At 69.4% G+C, this 20354-nt stretch carries 18 protein-coding genes, 1 pseudogene and 1 riboswitch; of the genes and pseudogenes, 10 read left to right on the top strand and 9 right to left on the bottom strand.

The window, feature by feature from the left end:
* The first annotated feature begins 107 nt into the window (after positions 1 to 107).
* Positions 108 to 521 carry a hypothetical protein gene (locus tag OGH68_RS24530; RefSeq protein WP_005312080.1) on the top strand — a complete coding sequence of 138 codons (414 nt, stop codon included), beginning with the start codon at positions 108 to 110 and terminating at the stop codon, positions 519 to 521.
* Positions 410 to 1459 carry an RNA polymerase sigma factor SigF gene (locus OGH68_RS24525; RefSeq protein ID WP_413471123.1) on the top strand — a complete coding sequence of 350 codons (1050 nt, stop codon included), beginning with the start codon at positions 410 to 412 and terminating at the stop codon, positions 1457 to 1459. The genes OGH68_RS24530 and OGH68_RS24525 overlap by 112 nt, the downstream gene beginning before the upstream one ends.
* 354 nt (positions 1460 to 1813) lie before the next feature.
* Here OGH68_RS24525 and OGH68_RS24520 read toward each other — a convergent pair whose 3' ends face one another.
* Positions 1814 to 2230, bottom strand: a complete 417-nt coding sequence (locus OGH68_RS24520; RefSeq protein ID WP_264247121.1) for a hypothetical protein — start codon at positions 2228 to 2230, stop codon at positions 1814 to 1816.
* A 119-nt stretch (positions 2231 to 2349) separates the two neighbouring features.
* Here OGH68_RS24520 and OGH68_RS24515 point away from each other — a divergent pair, with 119 nt between their 5' ends.
* Positions 2350 to 3318, top strand: coding sequence for a diacylglycerol/lipid kinase family protein (locus OGH68_RS24515; protein ID WP_264247120.1), 969 nt, complete (start codon positions 2350 to 2352; stop codon positions 3316 to 3318).
* Between the two features lie 319 nt (positions 3319 to 3637).
* Complete coding sequence (locus tag OGH68_RS24510; RefSeq protein WP_003953983.1) at positions 3638 to 3895, top strand: WhiB family transcriptional regulator; 258 nt, start codon at positions 3638 to 3640, stop codon at positions 3893 to 3895.
* A gap of 217 nt (positions 3896 to 4112) precedes the next feature.
* Here OGH68_RS24510 and OGH68_RS24505 read toward each other — a convergent pair whose 3' ends face one another.
* The 6 genes and pseudogenes from OGH68_RS24505 to OGH68_RS24480 all read right to left on the bottom strand — a co-directional run bounded on the left by OGH68_RS24505 (position 4113) and on the right by OGH68_RS24480 (position 11191).
* On the bottom strand, positions 4113 to 5588 hold the full coding sequence (locus OGH68_RS24505) for a PAS domain-containing sensor histidine kinase (RefSeq protein WP_264250259.1): 1476 nt from the start codon (positions 5586 to 5588) through the stop codon (positions 4113 to 4115).
* Positions 5589 to 5992: 404 nt separating this feature from the next.
* Positions 5993 to 6196 (bottom strand): annotated as a pseudogene (locus OGH68_RS24500) (glucosamine-6-phosphate deaminase); the annotation flags it as partial.
* A gap of 95 nt (positions 6197 to 6291) precedes the next feature.
* Positions 6292 to 7827: a glycoside hydrolase family 3 protein gene (locus tag OGH68_RS24495; RefSeq protein WP_264247119.1), complete on the bottom strand. Its 1536-nt coding sequence runs from the start codon at positions 7825 to 7827 to the stop codon at positions 6292 to 6294.
* A gap of 9 nt (positions 7828 to 7836) precedes the next feature.
* A complete protein-coding gene (locus tag OGH68_RS24490; protein ID WP_264247118.1) occupies positions 7837 to 8751 on the bottom strand; it encodes a carbohydrate ABC transporter permease in 915 nt (304 codons plus the stop codon).
* On the bottom strand, positions 8748 to 9758 hold the full coding sequence (locus OGH68_RS24485) for a carbohydrate ABC transporter permease (RefSeq protein WP_264247117.1): 1011 nt from the start codon (positions 9756 to 9758) through the stop codon (positions 8748 to 8750). Before OGH68_RS24485 ends, OGH68_RS24490 begins: the two co-directional genes overlap by 4 nt.
* Before the next feature lie 128 nt (positions 9759 to 9886).
* Positions 9887 to 11191, bottom strand: coding sequence for a sugar ABC transporter substrate-binding protein (locus OGH68_RS24480; RefSeq protein WP_264247116.1), 1305 nt, complete (start codon positions 11189 to 11191; stop codon positions 9887 to 9889).
* 389 nt (positions 11192 to 11580) lie between these two features.
* On the opposite strand from OGH68_RS24480, the gene OGH68_RS24475 reads away from it, so the two are divergent.
* The 6 genes from OGH68_RS24475 (at position 11581) to OGH68_RS24450 (ending at position 18711) form a co-directional block, all read left to right on the top strand.
* Positions 11581 to 12345: a GntR family transcriptional regulator gene (locus OGH68_RS24475; protein ID WP_264247115.1), complete on the top strand. Its 765-nt coding sequence runs from the start codon at positions 11581 to 11583 to the stop codon at positions 12343 to 12345.
* Positions 12346 to 12523: 178 nt separating this feature from the next.
* Entirely contained in the window at positions 12524 to 12805 is a 282-nt protein-coding gene (locus OGH68_RS24470) for a DUF3311 domain-containing protein (RefSeq protein WP_264247114.1), read from the top strand.
* Positions 12802 to 14436 carry a monocarboxylate uptake permease MctP gene (mctP, locus tag OGH68_RS24465; protein WP_264247113.1) on the top strand — a complete coding sequence of 545 codons (1635 nt, stop codon included), beginning with the start codon at positions 12802 to 12804 and terminating at the stop codon, positions 14434 to 14436. The genes OGH68_RS24470 and mctP overlap by 4 nt, the downstream gene beginning before the upstream one ends.
* Positions 14437 to 14519: 83 nt before the next feature.
* Complete coding sequence (locus OGH68_RS24460) at positions 14520 to 15023, top strand: GNAT family N-acetyltransferase (protein ID WP_264247112.1); 504 nt, start codon at positions 14520 to 14522, stop codon at positions 15021 to 15023.
* A 44-nt stretch (positions 15024 to 15067) separates the two neighbouring features.
* Positions 15068 to 15202, top strand: a riboswitch (cobalamin riboswitch).
* Positions 15203 to 15334: 132 nt separating this feature from the next.
* Positions 15335 to 17695 (top strand): ribonucleoside-diphosphate reductase subunit alpha, encoded by a 2361-nt coding sequence (locus tag OGH68_RS24455; protein ID WP_264247111.1) that lies wholly within the window; start codon positions 15335 to 15337, stop codon positions 17693 to 17695.
* Positions 17695 to 18711, top strand: a complete 1017-nt coding sequence (locus tag OGH68_RS24450; RefSeq protein WP_264247110.1) for a ribonucleotide-diphosphate reductase subunit beta — start codon at positions 17695 to 17697, stop codon at positions 18709 to 18711. Before OGH68_RS24455 ends, OGH68_RS24450 begins: the two co-directional genes overlap by 1 nt.
* A 64-nt stretch (positions 18712 to 18775) precedes the next feature.
* Here OGH68_RS24450 and OGH68_RS24445 read toward each other — a convergent pair whose 3' ends face one another.
* Together OGH68_RS24445 and def are read right to left on the bottom strand one after the other, a co-directional pair.
* Positions 18776 to 19513 (bottom strand): D-Ala-D-Ala carboxypeptidase family metallohydrolase, encoded by a 738-nt coding sequence (locus OGH68_RS24445; RefSeq protein ID WP_264247109.1) that lies wholly within the window; start codon positions 19511 to 19513, stop codon positions 18776 to 18778.
* Positions 19514 to 19670: 157 nt separating this feature from the next.
* A complete protein-coding gene (def, locus tag OGH68_RS24440) occupies positions 19671 to 20306 on the bottom strand; it encodes a peptide deformylase (RefSeq protein WP_264247108.1) in 636 nt (211 codons plus the stop codon).
* Between the last annotated feature and the right edge of the window lie 48 nt (positions 20307 to 20354).

Below are 20354 nucleotides of genomic sequence, written 5' to 3'. Positions count from 1 at the left end.
GCGATAGCGTCGCCAGGCCAGACCTGGCTGCGTGATCGAACACGTAACGCACGGCCGCGGGCCAACGCCGCGGCCCGGATTGAGCTTGTGCCACCTTGGAGGTGAGGGTGTCCCATATCGCAGGCGAGCCCGGGACCCAGGACTTCGTGGAAGTCCGGCTGCCCGCTGCGGGTGCCTACCTGTCCGTGCTGCGAACGGCCACCGCCGGCCTCGCAGCGCGCTTGGACTTCACCCTCGACGAGATCGAGGACCTGCGGATCGCGGTGGACGAGGCGTGCGCGATCCTGCTCCAGCAGGCCGTCCCCGGATCTGTTCTGAGCTGTGTGTTCCGCCTCGTCGACGACTCACTGGAGGTGACGGTCTCCGCGCCCACCACCGACGGCCGGGCGCCGGAGCGCGACACGTTCGCCTGGACGGTGCTCTCCGCACTGGCCGGGAAGGTCGACTCGTCGGTCGCCGACGACCGTACGGTGGCCATCAGCCTGTACAAACAGCGCGGCGCGGGACCCGGGCCGGCGTGAGCAGCGGAAACGGGGACGGTTCGATGCGGGAGGACGAGGAGCGGAGCCCCAGGGCGCTGAGCACGTCGGCCGGCATCCCTGAGCAACAGGCGCGGCCGCACCCGGTGGTGGACGAACCTGAGGGCCGTACGGCCTCGGCAGAGCGGGCGGACCGTATGAGCGAACACCGGCAGCACCCGGACCCCCACGACCGCAGCGGCGCGCGGGCGATGTTCATCGCACTGCGCGCACTGCCCGACGGGTCGCCCGAGCGGGCGGAGCTGCGCAACCAGCTCGTCCGGATGCATCTGCCGCTGGTCGAGCACCTGGCGCGGCGCTTCCGCAACCGCGGGGAACCGCTGGACGACCTCACTCAGGTCGCGACGATCGGTCTGATCAAGTCGGTGGACCGGTTCGACCCGGACCGCGGTGTCGAGTTCTCGACGTACGCGACACCGACCGTGGTCGGCGAGATCAAGCGGCACTTCCGGGACAAGGGGTGGGCGGTCCGGGTGCCGCGCCGTCTGCAGGAGCTGCGGCTCTCGCTCACGACGGCGACCGCCGAGCTCTCCCAGCAGCACGGCCGCTCCCCGACCGTGCACGAGCTGGCGGAGCGCCTCGGCATCTCGGAGGAGGAGGTCCTTGAAGGCCTGGAGTCCGCGAACGCGTACTCCACGCTGTCCCTCGACGTCCCCGACACCGACGACGAGTCCCCCGCGGTGGCGGACACCCTGGGGGCGGAGGACGAGGCGCTGGAGGGCGTCGAGTACCGCGAGTCCCTCAAGCCGCTGCTGGAGGACCTGCCGCCGCGCGAGAAGCGCATTCTGCTGCTGCGGTTCTTCGGGAACATGACCCAGTCCCAGATCGCGCAGGAGGTCGGCATCTCCCAGATGCACGTCTCCCGCCTGCTGGCGCGGACGCTGGCACAGCTGCGCGAACGCCTGCTGGTCGAGGAGTAGCCCCGGGGCTCCTCCCCCTAGGCCTGGCGGCCTGGGGGGACCCCCACCGGACCCCCGCGCCTCGATCTCCCCTACGGCCTGGCGGCCGTGGGTGGGGGGTACCTCCCACGCCGCCAGGCGTAGGGGGAGTACCCCCAGCGCGGCTGACACAGTCGGCCCGGCCGGCGTTCGAGGCCGCCGCGCGAAGCGCGGTACCGGTCCTGGGGGTCCCCCCACGCCGCCAGGCGTAGGGGGAGGAGCCCGCCACGCAGCGGAGGCGCATATCGGTACAGCGGGAAGGGGCGGGGTGGGGAACAGGCCCCGCGCAGCGGCCCACCGCAACCCGAGCGGACCGGCCTGCCGCCCGCCCAAGGGCTACGCGCGGCCGCGAATACCCAGCGCTTCCGCCGTCGTCGGGTTGACCAGCAGCACCAGCCCCGTCACCGCGACCGCCGCCAGCACCACGCCCAGCGGAATCAGCGCGCCCGAGGCGCGCAGCAGCGTCCACGCGGGGATCAGCGCGATCAGCTGGGTGATGATCGCCGGCCCGCGGCTCCAGCCGCGTCGCCGCACCAGCCCACGCGCCGCCGCCAGCGGGATCACGCCGAGCGCCATCAGCGTCAGGCCGCCCATCTCCGCCTGGGAGGCGCTGTCGGAGCGCCCCAGCAGGCCCATCACAAGCATGTACACGCCACCCACCACCAGCGCCAGCCCCTCGGCGGCGCACACCGCGGCCGCCGCGGTCAGGCGCGAGGGGCGGTCGGGGCGGGGGGTCTGGTCGTCGCTGCTCACCCCTGCAGGGTAGCCGTCACGCCGAGCCTCCCCGGGCTTCCGGGCCGGACCCGGAAGCCCGCCCCCGCCCCGGAAGCCCGGACTGGGCCAGGTACCCCCCAGTAGGTACGCTGCATCGCATGCGCGCACTTCTCGTGGTCAATCCGGCAGCAACCACCACCAGTGCCCGCACGCGCGACGTACTGATCCACGCGCTCGCCAGCGAGATGAAACTCGAGGCGGTCACCACGGAGTACCGCGGCCACGCCCGCGACCTCGGCCGCCGCGCCGCCGAGTCCAGTGACATCGACCTCGTCGTCGCCCTCGGTGGCGACGGCACCGTCAACGAGGTCGTGAACGGGCTGCTCCACAACGGCCCCGACCCCGACCATCTCCCCCGCCTCGCCGTCGTCCCCGGCGGCTCGACGAACGTGTTCGCCCGCGCCCTCGGTCTGCCGAACGACGCCGTCGAAGCGACCGGCGCGATCCTGGACGCGCTGCGCGACCGGACCGAGCAGACGGTCGGCCTCGGTCTCGCGGCCGGCGTTCCCGGGACCGAGGACGAGGGTGTGCCGCCGCGCTGGTTCACCTTCTGCGCCGGGCTCGGCTTCGACGCCGGCGTGGTCGGCCGGGTCGAACAGCATCGCGAACGCGGCAAGCGCTCGACCCACTCGCTCTACGTCCGGCAGGTACTGCGCCAGTTCTTCGACGACCCGCACCGCCGGCACGGCACGATCACCCTGGAACGGCCCGGCGCGGACCCCGTGGCGGGCCTGGTGCTGTCCATAGTCTGCAACACCTCCCCCTGGACCTACCTGGGCAATCGCCCGGTGTACGCGTCCCCGAAGGCCTCCTTCGACACGGCTCTCGACGTGCTCGGACTGTCGAAGCTGTCGACCCCCGCCGTGGCCCGTTACGGGACCCAGCTGCTGACTTCCGGCCCGGAGCGCGGGCCGCGCGGAAAGCACGCACTCACACTTCATGACCAGACCGACTTCACCTTGCATTCAAAGGTGCCGCTGCCCTTCCAGATGGACGGTGACCACCTCGGGCTGCGTACCAGCGTGGCGTTCACAGGCGTACGCCGTGCACTGCGTGTGATTGTGTGACCAGAAGGACCGAAAGTCCTTTATCTCGAACGTATGGGCTGCGATCCACCCCATAGAAGTACGGCTGTGACCTAGTCGACACCGAGGAATCAAAAAAAACTTTCCGGAAGGGGTTGTATCCGCCGCCGAGGTTTGCGAATCTCTACATGGCGATCGGGACGGCCCGCAACATCGGCCCCACAGACCGCCGGAACCCCTTCCACGAATCCAGGACCCAGCGCCGGGCAACTGGCGATCGGCCCTTCCCTCGCGTAGGGATTCGTGAAAGCGTTCACATTCACAAGCAACCTGAACGTAATACCAAGGAGAGGTAGCAGCCATGGACTGGCGTCACAACGCCGTTTGCCGCGAGGAAGACCCCGAGCTGTTCTTCCCCATCGGCAACACCGGTCCTGCGCTGCTGCAGATCGAGGAAGCCAAGGCCGTCTGCCGTCGCTGCCCCGTCATGGAGCAGTGCCTGCAGTGGGCGCTCGAGTCCGGCCAGGACTCCGGCGTCTGGGGTGGCCTCAGCGAGGACGAGCGCCGCGCGATGAAGCGCCGCGCCGCCCGCAACCGGGCGCGTAACGCCAGCGCCTGACGCCACCCCGCTACCGGCCTCCGCCGGCGGCGCGTACAGCGAGTACGCACTCACCGCCTTCGAGCCGCAGCGCGCAGTACCCCCGATGCGCATCGCACATGCGAGCACGTGAGCTTCGAGCCCCGGACCGTTCCACACGGTCCGGGGCTCTTCGCTGTGCACCGGCCCGCACCCCGGCGCCGGAGGGGCACCGTCGGCGGGGGCACCGTCGGCGGGGTCAGCGCTTGTCGGGTACGGGGACGTCCAGCACGACCCGGGTGCCACGCCCGGGCTCGGGGACCGGAAGCATGTCGAAGGTGCCGCCCAGCTCCCCCTCGACCAGGGTCCGGACGATCTGCAGCCCCAGATTCCCGGCCCGCTGCGGGTCGAAGCCCTCCGGCAGACCCGCCCCGTCGTCCTGGACGGTGATCAGCAGCCGGGAGCCCTGGGCGCGGTTCTCGCCGCGGACCGCCGCGACCTCCACCGAGCCCTGCTCCCCCTGCGCGAAGCCGTGCTCCAGGGCGTTCTGCAGCACCTCGGTGAGCACCATGGACAGGGGTGTGGCGACCTCCGCGTCCAGGATGCCGAAGCGGCCCGTGCGCCGGCAGTCGACCTTTCCCGGTGAGATCTCCGCCACCATCGCGATCACCCGGTCCGCGATGTCGTCGAACTCCACACGCTCGTCCAGATTCTGGGACAGCGTCTCGTGCACGATCGCGATGGAACCGACGCGCCGCACCGCCTCGTTGAGGGCGTCACGGCCGCGTACGGAATCCATCCGGCGCGACTGGAGGCGCAACAGCGCGGCAACCGTCTGGAGGTTGTTCTTCACCCGGTGGTGGATCTCCCGGATGGTCGCGTCCTTGGTGATCAACTCGCGTTCGCGGCGGCGCAGTTCGGTCACGTCCCGCAGCAGCACCAGCGAGCCGATCCGGACGCCCTTGGGCTTGAGCGGGATCGCCCGCAGCTGGATGACGCCGCCGTTGCCCTCGACCTCCGTCTCGCGGGGGGCGTAGCCGCTGGCGATCTTGGCCAGGGCTTCGTCGACCGGACCGCGGGAGGGCGCGAGCTCGGCGGTGAGCTGGCCCAGGTGCTGGCCGACGAGGTCGGAGGCGAGGCCGAGCCGGTGGTACGCGGAGAGGCCGTTGGGGCTGGCGTACTGGACGATGCCGTCCGCGTCGAGGCGGATGAGACCGTCCCCGGCGCGCGGGGAGGAGTCCATCTCGACCTGCTCGTCGGGGAAGGGAAACGTTCCGGCAGCGATCATCTGCGCCAGGTCGGAGGCGGACTGGAGATAGGTGAGCTCGAGCCGTGACGGGGTCCGGACGGTGAGCAGATTGGTGTTGCGCGCGATGACGCCGAGAACGCGGCCCTCACGGCGTACGGGGATGGACTCGACCCGTACCGGCACCTCCTCGCGCCACTCGGGGTCGCCCTCGCGCACGATGCGGCCCTCGTCCAGTGCGGCGTCCAGCAGCGGGCGCCGGCCCCGCGGGACCAGGTGGCCGACCATGTCGTCCTGGTACGAGGTGGGGCCCGTGTTGGGACGCATCTGGGCGACGGAGACGTACCGCGTGCCGTCGCGGGTGGGGACCCACAGCACCAGGTCGGCGAAGGAGAGGTCGGAGAGCAGCTGCCACTCCGACACCAGCAGGTGGAGCCACTCGAGGTCGGACTCACTCAGAGCGGTGTGCTGGCGGACGAGATCGTTCATGGAGGGCACGTCAGCGAGGGTACCCGCGGGCCGCGGCGCCGTGACGGGACCCTCAACCCGTCAGGCACCGCAGCCCGGAGTTTCCCGGCCGAAGGGTGTGCGGTCCCGGTCGGCCGTACGGAGGTCTCGGCGCAGTCAGGGCAGAGAGCGCCGGTGACCTCGTTCCACCCTCCTGTGCGGGGAGGGCGGAGGCTTCAACAAATCCAATTGTGGACTAGACCATTCTGCCTGTCCATGCTTCGGAAGAGTTTAGTTCCGCCACCATACTTATGAATCGGCGAAGTATGAAGACGCGCCCGGTACCGGTCCGTGAACGACGGGCGGGCCCCTCATCACACCCGCCCGTCGCGATCACGGCCCCCGCCGTACGGCCCTGCCCCGCCGGGCCGTGGAGCCGAGCGGCCCTACCGGGTCTCGGTCACCTTCGCCGGCGCCCTCGGGGCATCCGGGTCCTGCCCCCCGGGCGATGGCCACCTCTTACGCCGGCAGCTGCAGCGGAAGGGTCTCCAGGACCGCTGCAGCGCCTTGGGCACACCGTCCGTCGGCAGCACGAAGCCTGCCGACGCCGCCTCGACCTGAGCCGCCGGTCCGACCACGAACAGGTCGGACATGCCGGTTGCCTCCAGGTGGCGCTCCAGGGTGCCGGGCGCCGGTCTTCCGGGCACCTGCCCGGCACCGCACGGTCCGCGTCGGCCGGACCGGCTCACATGCCGGTGACGACCTCGGCGGCGGCGCGTCCGCAGACGCGGGCCGCGCCATGGGTCGCGATGTGCAGGGCCCCCCTGGGCTCCGCACGGTTCAGGCCCATCTCGACGACGACCGTGTCGGGACGGGCCGCGAGGAGCGCCTCGAGGGCGTTCGCCATCCACGAGTGGCGGTGCACGTCGCGCAGCACGGCGACGATCCTACGGTCCGCCGCCGCCTCCAGCACATGTGACACCAAGTCGGATGTGTCGGAACCTTCCGTATAGGTGTCGGTCCGGGTGCCGGGCAGCAGGACGGCCAGTTCCGCGGCCACACCCCATGGCGTCTCGTCACCGACGGCGATGTTGGCGACCGCGGTGAAGGCGGCGACGTACGGGGGCTTCGTCACCGGCTCCCAGGGCTGTGCACCGGCGGTGACCCGCACCGCGCGACGCGCCGCGACCAGGCCGATCTCCGTGTCGGAGCCGGGCGCGGTCCCCTCCTGTGAAGCCGCGCCCGGCTCTGCCGCAGCCCCCCTGGCCCGGCGTGTCCAGTCGGCGAGGCCGCGCACCCGCGCCGCCGCGTCGGCCAGCCGCTCCTCGGGCAGGTCTCCACCGCGCACCGCATCGACCAGCGCGTCGCGCAGCCGCAGTACGGTCTCCTCGTCGGCCAGGCCGCCACCGACGCAGATCGCGTCGGCTCCGGCGGCGATCGCGAGGACCGAGCCGCGCTCGATGCCGTACGTGGAGGAGATGGCCTGCATCTCCATGCCGTCCGTGACGATCAGGCCCTGATAGCCCAGCTCTTCGCGCAGCAGACCGGTGAGGATCTGCGGGCTCAGCGTCGCGGGACGGTCGGGATCGAGCGCGGGCAGCAGAATATGCGCACTCATGACCGCTTTGGAACCCGCCGCGACGGCGGCGCGGAAAGGTACCAGCTCACGGGCGTGCAGTGTGTCCAGGTCCACATCGATGCGGGGCAGCGCGTGGTGCGAGTCCACGTTGGTGTCCCCGTGCCCGGGGAAATGCTTGGTGCAGGCGGCGACGCCGGCTGCCTGCAGGCCCTCGACGTAGGCGACGGTGTGCCGGGCGGCGAGCGCGGTGTCGGCGCCGAACGACCGCACACCGATGACCGGATTATCCGGATTGGAGTTGACGTCGGCGGAGGGTGCCCAGTTGAGGTCCACCCCGCACCGGGCGAGCCGGCGCCCCAGTTCGTTCGCCACGGCACGGGTGAGTTCCACGTCGTCCACCCGGCCCAGGGCGTAGTTGCCGGGGAACGAGGAGCCGTGGGCCACCTCGAGGCGGGTGACGTCGCCGCCCTCCTCGTCGATGGCGACGAGAACGTCGTCCCGTTCCGCGCGCAACCGGGCGGTGAGGGCGGCCAGCTGACGGGGTGAGGAGATGTTGCGGCCGAAGAGGCCGACGGCGGACAGCCCTTCACCGATCCGCCTCAGTACCCAGTCGGGGGCGGTGGTGCCGACGAAACCGGGCTGGAGGACGGTGAGTGCGTCGCGGGTCAGGGTGCCTGCCGCTCCGCGTACCAGAGTCGTCATGAGGTGGCGTTATCCCTTCACGGCGCCGGAGGTGAGACCTGCGGCCATCTTCTTCTGGATGATCATGAAGAAGACGACGACGGGCAGGGCGATGAGGGTGGAGGCGGCCATCAGCGCGCCGTAGTCCGTACCGCGCTCGGTGGTGAACGTCATCAGCCACACGTTGAGCGTGTACTTGGAGTTGTCGTTGATCAGGATGTACGCGAAGAGGTACTCGTTCCAGGCGTTGACCAGCGCGAAGATCGACGCGGCAGCCAGCCCCGGGGCGAGCAGCGGGAAGATCACCCGGCGGAAGGCGCCCATCCGTGTGCAGCCGTCGACCATCGCCGACTCCTCGAGTTCCACCGGGATGTTCACGACGAATCCCCGGATCATGACGATCGCGAAGGGCAGGGTGGACACCAGGTAGACGATGATCAGGCCCCAGTACTCGTCCAGCCCGCCGATGGCGTTGAGCTGGGCGTAGATGGGGATGAGCATCGCGGTCGGCGGCAGCATCTGGACCAGGATCAGCACCATCAGCAGCGCCTTGCGGCCGAAGAAGCGGAACCGGCCGATGGCGAGCGCCGCGAGCGTCGCGATGATCATTCCGCCGACGACGGCGGTGACCGACACGATGAGGCTGGACTGGACGGCGGTCGCGAAATTCTCCTGCTCCACCGCCCGGGCGAAGTTGTCGAAGGTGAGCGACGAGGGCCACAGCGTCTGGTCGTACGAGCGGATCTCGTGGTTGGGGCGCAGGGAACTGACGACGAGCCAGTACACCGGGAAGGCCATCAGCACGGTGGTGACCAGGCCGATGAGGTCGTAGTGCCAGCGGGTCCTCCTGCGGTCCGGCCGCAGGTCCTGCTTCGGCGCCTGCTTCGGCGCCTGCTTCAGGTCCTGGCGGTCGCCGGCCGGGGAGGGAACGGTGTAGGTGCTCATTCGACCTCTCCTGTCTTCATCAGCTGACGCAGGTAGTACACGGCCACACCGGACAGCAGCAGCACGGTGATCAGGGCGATCGCGGTGCCCTGGCTGAACGAGGTGGACTCGAAGGCCTTGGAGAAGGAGTAGAGGCCGAGGGTCTCGTACTCCGGTTCCGGCTTGTTGCCGCGCAGCAGCCAGATCTGTCCGAAGACGTTGAAGTCCCAGATCACCGAGAGGGTGGCGACCATGGTGAAGACCGGGCGGATGACGGGCCAGGTGACGAACCGGAACACGCCGGGCGCGTTCGCCCCGTCGAGGGACGCGGCCTCCTCCAGTTCCCTGGGCACCTGGGTGAGCGCCGCGTACAGCGTGATCACGACGAACGGGATGGCGCCCCAGATGACCAGCAGGGAGATGATCGCGAAGCCCTGCTTGGGGTCGAGGAACCAGTTGTGGCCGAGGAAGTCCTCACCGGCGACCTTGGCGATCAGGGTGTTGATGAGGCCGTAGTCGGAGTCGGAGAGCCAGCGGAAGATGGACGCGGCGACCATCAACGGCATCGACCAGGCGGCGACCAGAGCCGCCGTCAACACGAGGCGCACCCAGGTGGTCAGCCGGGTCATCAGCAGGGCGAGCAGCAGGCCGATGCCCATGGTCAGGGTCACGCAGACGGCCATGAAGACGACAGTGCGGCCGGTGACGGACCAGAACTCCGAGTCGCCGAGGATGTTGGTGAACTGCTCGAAGCCGACCCAGGGCGGCGACTGGCCCGTCCACAGCTCCTTCCGCCCCATGTCCTGGAAGGACATGATCACGGTCTTGGCCAGTGGGAAGGCGTAGACCGCGGCGATCGCGACCAGCGCGGGGAGTATCAGCAGATACGGAAGGAGCTCGCCCTTCTTCCGCTTCTTCGGACGGGAATCGGGACCCGCCTTGTCGGGCACGGGCGTGGCGCCCGTTCCTTCCGGGGCACGTGGTACGGGTACCGGCGGGCCGGCGGCCTGGGTGTCGGCGGCAGTCACGTGGCTGACCTTCCGTTTGTTCTTCTGCACCGAAAAGGGCGGGGCAAGGCCGCGTGCGCGGAGCCCCGCCACCGCCGGGAATGCCCGACGGGCCTCGGGGCGGCACCGCGCCCCGAGGCCCCCGCGGCTCAGGACTCCTGGTTGATCAGCTCGTTGATCTTCTCGTCGGCCGCCTTGGTGGCCTTCTCCACGGAGTCACCCTTGAGGATGGCCAGGAGCATGTTCTCCAGGACCTCCTCCTTCTCGATCGAGGTCCAGCCCGGGGCGATCGGGGTGAACCACGCGTCCGGCACCGCGCCCGCGATCGCCGCCGTCTCCGGCTTCGCCTTCAGCGGCTCCAGCTGCTTGGTGTTGTTCGGAAGGATGTTCTTGGAGGCGAGCACCTCCATGGACTTCTCGCTGGTGAAGAGGGAGATCCACTCCTGCGCGAGGTCCGTCACCTTGGACTTGCTGACCACGGCGAGGTCGGAGCCGCCGATGAAGGAGGGCAGCGCCTTGCCGTTCGGGCCGGGCATGCCGGCCGTCGCGATCTTGCCCTCGAGCTTCGGGTTGCCGTTGTTCTCGCCGTCGACGACGGAGCCGGACTCCCAGCCGTTGCCGTAGATGAGGGCGGCCTTCTCGTTGGCCATCACATTGGCGTGGTCCTGCTCGTCCTTGGTCTGGTCGGCCTTGTTGTACTTCTTGACCAGGTTGACGAAGTGCTCGATGCCCTTCTGCGCCTCGGGCGAGGACAGGGAGGCCTTCCACTCCTTCGAACCCTCGTCGTACTCGGCGATCTTGCCGTCGTAGGCGGCGACGTACGACATGGCGGCGTACCAGTAGCGGCCCGGCAGATAGAGCGGCGAGAAGCGCTTGTCCTTCTTGCCGTACTCGGCACCGACCTTGTCCATCGCCGCGAGGAGCTCGTCCTCGGTCGCGGGCAGCTTGTCGCTGCCCGTGCCCTTCTTGAGCATGTCGGTGTTGTAGATGGCGACACGGGCGCCGGCGTAGTAGGGCACGCAGAACTGCTTGCCCTCGAAGGAGCAGGTGTCCTTCAGGCCCTGGATCCAGGTGTCGGAGTTGTCGTACTTCTTCGGGTCGATCTCGGCGAGCGCCCCGTTGAGGATGTACTGCATCGTCTCGGTGTTGCCGAGTTCGACGACGTCCGGGAACTTGTCGCCGCCCAGTGCCGTGTCGAGCTTCTTGGCCTTGTCCGCCCACTGCTGGTACTGGACGTCGACCTTGACGCCCGGGTACTTCTTGTTGAACTGGGCGTTGACATCCTTGACCAGCTCGGGCCACGTGCTCTGGGCGTCGACCATCAGCCAGACGGTGAGGGTCTCCTTGCGGTCCTTGGGGTCCTTAGAGGCGTTGTCACCTCCGTCGGAACCACACGCCGCGACCGAAGCCATCATGGCCACCGCACCAATTGCTGCTACGAGCTTGCGCTTCACGCCACCCTCCTCAAAGGGATGCAAGAGTTGCCCCCCCACCACCCGGGAGTCGCGCTGCACTTGACGGACACGCGCCGAGATTCTGCCCTGGGGCCGGGACCTGATCTTTAATGGTTTAGACCAGTACCGGGAGCTTGGCCTAGACCTTTAGGGGTGTCAAGGGTGTATAAGAAGGGCTGTCGTGTCCGTTATCGGACCGACACCTGAGGGAGGGCGACGACCCGTGACCGGTCCGTGCCACCATGTGAGCCGCCAGGTCCTGCCCGGCCGATCAGGCCGGGTCAGCGAGCGGGCGTGCCAGGGCACGCGAGCCCGGCGGGATCGGCCGGACAGGGCTGGAGACGGAGGAGCCGGTGACGGCAGGAGCACAGCAGTCGGGAAGGCGGGCCATGACCACGGACGGGGGCGGCACCGAGGCCGAGGGCGGGGCACAGACCCGTACCGCGCGCGTACCCAAGTACTACCGGCTCAAGCGGCACTTGCTGGACATGACGGAGACCCTGCCGCCCGGCACACCCGTACCGCCGGAACGGACGCTCGCCGCGGAGTTCGACACCTCGCGCACCACGGTCCGCCAGGCGCTCCAGGAGCTGGTCGTGGAGGGCCGGCTCGAACGCATCCAGGGCAAGGGCACGTTCGTCGCCAAGCCCAAGGTCTCGCAGGCGCTCCAGCTCACCTCGTACACCGAGGACATGCGCGCACAGGGCCTGGAGCCCACGTCCCAGCTGCTGGACATCGGATACGTCACGGCCGACGACACCCTGGCCGGACTGCTCGATATCACGGCCGGCGGCCGGGTGCTGCGCATCGAACGGCTGCGGCTGGCCAGCGGCGAGCCGATGGCCATCGAGACCACGCACCTGTCCGCCAAGCGCTTCCCGGCACTGCGCCGCAGCCTGGTGAAGTACACCTCGCTCTACACGGCACTGGCCGAGGTGTACGACGTCCACCTCGCGGAGGCCGAGGAGACGATCGAGACCTCGCTCGCCACCCCGCGCGAGGCCGGGCTGCTCGGCACGGACGTGGGCCTGCCGATGCTGATGCTCTCCCGCCACTCGCTGGACGCCCGGGGCGAGCCCGTGGAGTGGGTCCGCTCGGTCTACCGCGGTGACCGGTACAAGTTCGTCGCCCGGCTCCAGCGCCCGGGCGACTGACCTCCGCCCACCCCAGCACACATGGCGCCGCAACGTGTTGCGGCGCCATGTCCCGTTTTGCGCCGCCCGACCGGCAGTCGTTGCCGTACCGATATACGGACGGGGGGTGACTGCGCGCGAACGGCTCGCCTAGATTTCGTGCCCATTACAAAGGTGACCAGTGAGGGGACGGAGCCGCATGTCAGCAGTACCCGATGCGCCCGACGCGCCACAAGCGCCCGAAGCGCCACAGCCGGTCGTCACACCGGTGCGCGTGATCATCGCCCTCTGCCTCTTCACGCCGTTCGTGGCGATGCTCTGGGTCGGCTCCTATGCGAAGGTCGACCCGACCTTCATCGGGATGCCGTTCTTCTACTGGTACCAGATGCTCTGGGTGCTGATCTCGACGATCCTGACGATGATCGCGTACAAGCTGTGGCAGCGTGACCAGCGCGCCCGCAAGGGGGGTGCGTCCCAATGAACGAGGGCGTCAACGGCGTAGCACTCGCCGTCTTCATTTTTTTCTTCGTGGCCGTCACGGTCATGGGCTTCCTGGCCGCGCGCTGGCGCAAGGCCGCCAACGAGAACAGCCTCGACGAATGGGGCCTCGGCGGCCGTTCGTTCGGCACCTGGGTGACCTGGTTCCTGCTCGGCGGCGACCTGTACACGGCGTACACCTTCGTCGCCGTGCCGGCGGCCATCTACGCGGCGGGCGCGGCCGGCTTCTTCGCCGTCCCGTACACGATCCTCGTCTACCCGCTGATCTTCACCTTCCTGCCGCGGCTCTGGTCGGTGTCGCACAAGCACGGGTACGTGACGACCTCGGACTTCGTCCGTGGCCGCTTCGGCTCCAAGGGCCTGTCCCTGGCGGTCGCGCTCACCGGCCTGCTCGCCACGATGCCGTACATCGCGCTCCAACTGGTCGGCATCCAGGCCGTGCTCGACGTCATGGGCGTCGGCGGCGGCGAGACCACCAACTGGTTCGTCAAGGACCTTCCGCTGCTGATCGCCTTCGGTGTGCTCGCGGCCTACACGTACTCCTCGGGTCTGCGGGCGCCGGCACTGATCGCCTTCGTCAAGGACACCCTGATCTACATCGTCATCGCGGTGGCGATCATCTACATCCCGATCAAGCTGGGTGGCTTCGACGCGATCTTCGCCAGCGCCAGTGAGAAGTTCTCGCAGGTCAACGAGGCGACGGGCAAGCCGACCGGGGCGCTCGTGCCCGGCGACGCCGGTCACTGGGGCTACGCCACCCTGGCGCTCGGCTCGGCACTCGCGCTCTTCATGTACCCGCACTCGATCACGGCGACGCTCTCCTCGCGCAGCCGTGAGGTGATCCGCCGCAACACCACGATCCTGCCGCTGTACTCGGTGATGCTGGGTCTGCTGGCGCTGCTCGGCTTCATGGCGATCGCGGCCGGAGTGAACGTCAAGAACGGCCAGCTGGCCATCCCGCAGCTGTTCGAGAACATGTTCCCCGCCTGGTTCGCGGGCGTCGCCTTCGCCGCCATCGGCATCGGCGCCCTGGTCCCGGCGGCCATCATGTCGATCGCCGCGGCGAACCTGTTCACCCGCAACATCTACAAGGACTTCATCAAACCCGACGCGACACCGGCGCAGGAGACCAAGGTCTCCAAGCTGGTCTCGCTGCTGGTGAAGGTCGGCGCCCTGGTCTTCGTCCTCACCATGGACAAGACGGTCGCCATCAACTTCCAGCTACTGGGCGGCATCTGGATCCTGCAGACCTTCCCGGCGCTGGTGGGCGGCCTGTTCACCCGCTGGTTCCACCGCTGGGCGCTCATCGGCGGCTGGGCGGTCGGCATGATCTACGGCACGGCCGCCGCGTACGGCGTCGCCAGCCCGACCCAGAAGCACTTCGGCGGCTCGTCGGACATGATCCCGGGCATCGGCGAGATCGGCTACATCGGTCTCACCGCGTTCGTGCTGAACGTCGTCGTGACCGTGGTCCTCACCTTCGTCCTGCGGGCGGCCAAGGCCCCCGACGGCATCGACGAGACCAGCCCGTCCGACTACACCGCCGACGCGGGCGACCCGGGCGTCAAGGTCGAGCTCCCGCCGGCCACGGCCGGCGCGCCCGGCGGTCACTGACCGATCGCGCGCCGAGGGCCGTCGCACCTCCCCCCGGGGAAATGCGGCGGCCCTTCGCCGTGCTCTGATGCACACTGCCGGGCATGGACATCACCATCAGGAGAATCCGCCCCGAGGAGTACACGGCGCTCGGCGAATTGACGTGCCGCGCGTACATCGACGGCGGGCTGCTGGACTTCGGCGAGGAGGACCCGTACGCCGACGTGCTCCGCGACGTCGCGAGCCGGGACGCGCAAGCAGAGGTGTACGTCGCCGTCGACGAGGCGGACACGCTGCTCGGCGGGGTCGCGTTCGTGCCGGACGGCGGCCCGTTCGCCGACATCGCGGTGCCCGGCGAGGCCGAGTTCCGGATGCTTGCCGTGGACGAGAAGGCACGCGGCCGCGGCACGGGCGAGGCGCTGGTGCGCACCTGCGCGGAACGGGCGAGGGCGACGCCCGGCTGCGTACGGCTGGTGCTGTCGACGCAACCCACGATGTACGCGGCGCACCGGGTCTACGGCCGGCTGGGCTTCGTACGCACCCCCGAACGGGACTGGTCCCCCATCCCGGCCGTCCCGCTGCTGACGTACGCGCTGGAGCTCTACTAGACCTCCCGACACAACATGTGGGGGGTGGCTCAGCCAACCGCCCCCACATGTATGCTCATCTCGCTGTCGCCGCAGGGGAATCCGGTGCGAATCCGGAACTGTCCCGCAACGGTGTGTTCAGGTGCGCTTCGCCGTGCCCGTTACGAGTCCGACGACCTGCCGACGGCGCATCCGGTTCGACCGATCCGGATGCCCAGACGTCCGGGCCTCGCGGATGGGCCGGTGGACGCCGTGCGCCGTGCTGTCCAGGTACGCGCCGCCACGGCCCCCGCCTCCCCGCCGGCCCAGAACCGAGCGAGGGAGAGCACCACATGACCATCGCGCCAGCCGATCCGGTTTCAGCGACCCGGCAGGAGGACGGCCCCGGGACCGCCCTGCTGCGGCTCCTGACGGACCTCACGGCCGACCTGGCCGACACCGACCCCGGCAGGGTCGCCGCCGCCGCGCTGCGCGGCCGGCACGCCGGGTCCGACGAGGCCGAACTGCGCTCCCTCGCCACCGACGCCGCCGCGGGCCTCATCTCCGAGGACCCCGCCTACTCCAGGCTGGCCGCGCGTCTGCTCACCCGCACGATCGCGGAGGAGGCCGCCGGGCAGGGCGCGGTGTCCTTCTCCGCCTCGGTCGCCGTCGGCCACCGCGAGGGTCTGATCGCCGACCGCACGGCCTCGTTCGTCGCGCTGCACACGGACCGGCTCGACGCGCTGATCGACCCCGAGGGGGACGACCGGTTCGGCTACTTCGGTCTGCGCACCCTTTACAGCCGCTACCTGCTGCGGCACCCGATCACCCGCGAAGTGATCGAGACGCCCCAGCACTTCATGCTGCGCGTCGCGTCCGGACTCGCCAAGGACGACACCACACACGCGGTGGACGAAGTGGCCGCACTGTACGGGCTGATGAGCCGACTCGACTACCTGCCCTCCTCCCCCACCCTCTTCAACTCCGGCACCCGCCACCCGCAGATGTCGTCCTGCTACCTGCTGGACTCTCCGCTCGACGAGCTCGACTCGATCTACGACCGCTACCACCAGGTCGCCCGCCTCTCCAAGCACGCGGGCGGCATCGGCCTCTCGTACTCCCGCGTCCGCGCCCGCGGTTCACTCATCCGGGGCACCAACGGGCACTCCAACGGCATCGTGCCGTTCCTGAAGACCCTCGACGCCTCGGTCGCCGCCGTGAACCAGGGCGGCCGGCGCAAGGGCGCCGCCGCGATCTACCTGGAGACCTGGCACGCGGACATCGAGGAGTTCCTGGAGCTGCGCGACAATACCGGCGAGGACGCCCGCCGTACGCACAACCTGAACCTCGCGCACTGGGTCCCCGACGAGTTCATGCGCCGCGTCGAGGCGGACACCGACTGGTCGCTGTTCTCCCCGGTCGACGTCCCCGAGCTGGTCGACCTGTGGGGCGAGGAGTTCGACGCCGCCTACCGCCGGGCGGAGGCCGCCGGGCTGGCCCGCAAGTCCGTCCCTGCCCGCGAGCTGTACGGCCGGATGATGCGTACCCTCGCGCAGACCGGCAACGGCTGGATGACGTTCAAGGACGCCGCCAACCGCACCGCCAACCAGACCGCGGAGCCGGGCCGGGTCGTCCACTCCTCGAACCTGTGCACCGAGATCCTCGAGGTCACGAACGACGGCGAGACCGCCGTGTGCAACCTGGGCTCGGTCAACCTGGGCGCGTTCGTCGACGAGGAGGCCGACGGCGGGATCGACTGGGACCGGCTGGACGAGACCGTCCGCACGGCGGTGACCTTCCTCGACCGGGTCGTCGACATCAACTTCTACCCGACCGAGCAGGCCGGCCGGTCGAACGCCAGGTGGCGCCCGGTGGGCCTGGGCGCGATGGGCCTGCAGGACGTCTTCTTCAAGCTGCGGCTGCCCTTCGACTCGCCCGAGGCGAAGGCACTCTCCACGAGGATCGCCGAGCGGATCATGCTGGCGGCCTACGAGGCCTCCTGCGACCTCGCCGAACGCAACGGCCCGCTGCCGGCCTGGACCGAGACCCGCACGGCACGCGGCGTGCTGCACCCCGACCACTACGGCACCGCGCTCAACTGGCCCGAGCGCTGGGAGGCGCTGCGCGCCAGGGTCGCCGAGACCGGCATGCGCAACTCCCTGCTGCTCGCCATCGCGCCGACCGCCACCATCGCCTCGATCGCCGGCGTGTACGAGTGCATCGAGCCGCAGGTGTCCAACCTGTTCAAGCGCGAGACCCTCAGCGGCGAGTTCCTCCAGGTCAACTCCTACCTGGTGGACGAGCTGAAGAGGCTCGGGGTGTGGGACGCGCAGACCCGGGAGGCCCTGCGCGAGGCGAACGGCTCGGTGCAGGGCTTCGGCTGGGTCCCCGCCGACGTGCGCGCCCTGTACCGCACGGCCTGGGAGATCCCGCAGCGCGGTCTGATCGACATGGCCGCGGCCCGTACCCCGTTCCTGGACCAGAGCCAGTCGCTGAACCTGTTCCTCGAGACGCCGACCATCGGCAAGCTCAGCTCGATGTACGCGTACGCCTGGAAGCAGGGCCTGAAGACGACCTACTACCTGCGCTCGCGCCCGGCGACCCGCATCGCCCGCGCCGCGTCCGCGAGCGTGCCCGTGCCCGTGCAGGCGAGCCCCGAAGAGGCCGTCGCCTGCTCCCTGGAGAACCCCGAGTCCTGCGAGGCCTGTCAGTAATGTCGGAGAACAACGCCAAGAACCTGCTCGACCCGGGCTTCGAACTCACCCTCCGGCCCATGCGCTACCCGGACTTCTACGAGCGCTACCGGGACGCCATCAAGAACACCTGGCACGTGGAGGAGGTCGACCTCCACTCCGACGTCGCCGACCTGGCCAAGCTCACCCCCGGTGAGCAGCATCTGATCGGCCGGCTGGTCGCGTTCTTCGCGACGGGTGACTCGATCGTCGCGAACAACCTGGTGCTCACGCTCTACAAGCACATCAACTCCCCGGAGGCGCGGCTGTATCTGTCGCGTCAGCTGTTCGAGGAGGCGGTGCACGTCCAGTTCTATCTGACGCTGCTGGACACGTATCTGCCCGACCCGGACGACCGGGCCGCCGCGTTCGCCGCCGTGGAGAACATCCCGTCGATCCGCGAGAAGGCGCAGTTCTGCTTCCGCTGGATGGATTCGGTGGAGAAGATCGACCGGCTGGAGACCAGGGCCGACCGCCGCCGTTTCCTGCTGAACCTGATCTGCTTCGCGGCCTGCATCGAGGGCCTGTTCTTCTACGGGGCGTTCGCCTACGTCTACTGGTTCCGCTCGCGCGGACTGCTGCACGGGCTCGCGACCGGCACCAACTGGGTGTTCCGGGACGAGACGATGCACATGAACTTCGCCTTCGAGGTCGTGGACACCGTCCGCAAGGAGGAGCCGGACCTCTTCGACGACGAGCTTCGGCAGCAGGTCACCGACATGCTTGCGGGGGCCGTCGAGGCAGAGCTGCAGTTCGGCCGGGACCTGTGCGGTGACGGCCTGCCGGGCATGAACACGGAGTCGATGCGCGAGTACCTCCAGTGCGTCGCCGACCAGCGCCTCACCCGGCTCGGGTTCGGCCCGGTGTACGGCTCGGAGAACCCGTTCTCCTTCATGGAGCTGCAGGGCGTCCAGGAGCTGACGAACTTCTTCGAACGCCGTCCGTCCGCCTACCAGGTGGCCGTGGAGGGCTCGGTGGACCTGGACGAGGACTTCTGAGCCCGGTGCCCGTCACAGCGGTGGCCCGCACCTCGCCGTCCGAGGTGCGGGCCGCCGTGCCGGCTCAGATGCCGCAGCTGGAGGCTGACCAGTAGCGGCTGGACCGGTGGTCGACGTGGGTGTGGTCGTTGTGGCCCGGGTAGCCGGGGCCGAGGATGCCCCTGAATCCGTGGTAGCGGGCCTGCTTGGCCAGCGTGCACAGCGAGTGCGAGCCGGCGCCGAGGTCTGCCGCGTCCCCGTAGAGATGGCGGCTGCTGGAGGAGCCGCCGACCGCGCTGTTGCAGGAGTAGGAGCGGAAGCCGCTCGTCACCCGGATCGGCTCGTCACCGAGCGCGTGGCGCATGGCCTCCAGCTTCCACATGGTGCGCAGTGCGTTGGCCTTCGCGGTCGCGGCGCTCACCGCGCCGCCGGACCAGGTGGAGTTGCAGCGGTTGAGTTCGGCGTAGCTGAAGTGGGCGGGCGTGCAGTCACTGTCCTGGAGGGCGTAGATCTTGCTGAACGTGGCGGGGCCCGCCACGCCGTCCGCGCTCAGGCCGTAGGCCGACTGGAACCGCTTGACCGCGGCCGCGGTGGCGGGCCCGTACTCCCCGTCGACGGCGAGGACGCTGCCGTAGCCCGGATAGCCGGACACCCGGATCTGGAGCTGGCGGACATCGGACCCGGAGGAGCCCTGGGACAGAGTGCGGGACCAGGTGTAGCAGTCGTCGGCCTGGGCGGTTCCGGCGGTCGCCACGACCCCGGCCGTCGCGGCCACCATGAACATGACAATTGACGTGAGGAGTCGGGCCGTACGTCTCAGCATCGGGCCTCCATGATGTGAAAGCGGTGTACCGCTGAGAGTGGCGTGGCAGTCGACGCGCGTCAACATCCCCTGAGCAGCCGTCATTTGTCGGTCCAATGACGGCCCGGTGACGCACGGGGCCCCGCCCGGAAGGAGCGGGGCCCATGAGACGCCGGCCTCAGTCGTTGGGAACGACCTCGTAACGCGGGGTGCCCTCGGCCATCTGCTTCAGCGCGTCCTTGCGCTCACGCTTGGAGAGCCGGTCGATGTACAGATACCCGTACAGGTGGTCGGTCTCGTGCTGCAGGCAGCGGGCGAAGTAGCCCGTGCCACGCACCTTGATCGGGTTGCCCTGCGCGTCCTGGCCGCGCACCACCGCGTAGTCGGGGCGGGCCAGCGAGGCGTACGCCGTCGGCACGGACAGGCAGCCCTCGTTGGAGTCGTCGAGGACACGCTGCTCGGGCGGCAGCTCCTCCAGGACCGGGTTGCAGACGACACCAGTGTGCCGGACGCCCTCGTCGTCCGGGCAGTCGTAGACGAAGACCTTCAGGTCGACACCGATCTGGTTGGCGGCCAGGCCCACGCCCTCCGCCGTCTTCTGGCTGGCGAACATGTCGTCGATGAGTGCGGCGAGCTTGTCGTCGAATTCCGTGACGTCCTTGCACTCCTTGTGGAGCACGGGGTTGCCCACGACCGTGATCGGACGCGAGGTACCACGCTCGCGGTACGCCCGCTCACGCTCCTCGCAGTTCTCCGTGTCCACGACGAAACCGTCGTTGACCTGCTCGTCCGTCTCCTGCTGCTGCGACGCCATGTCAGCCTCTGCGCCCTTCTCAGTACCCGATCCCCGGCCCGATGCCCG

This window comes from Streptomyces peucetius (genome assembly GCF_025854275.1).
GTDB classification, from domain to species: Bacteria; Actinomycetota; Actinomycetes; order Streptomycetales; family Streptomycetaceae; genus Streptomyces; species Streptomyces peucetius_A.
The sequence above is the reverse complement of the archived record's forward strand: the minus strand, read 5'-3'. Positions and strand labels throughout refer to the sequence as shown.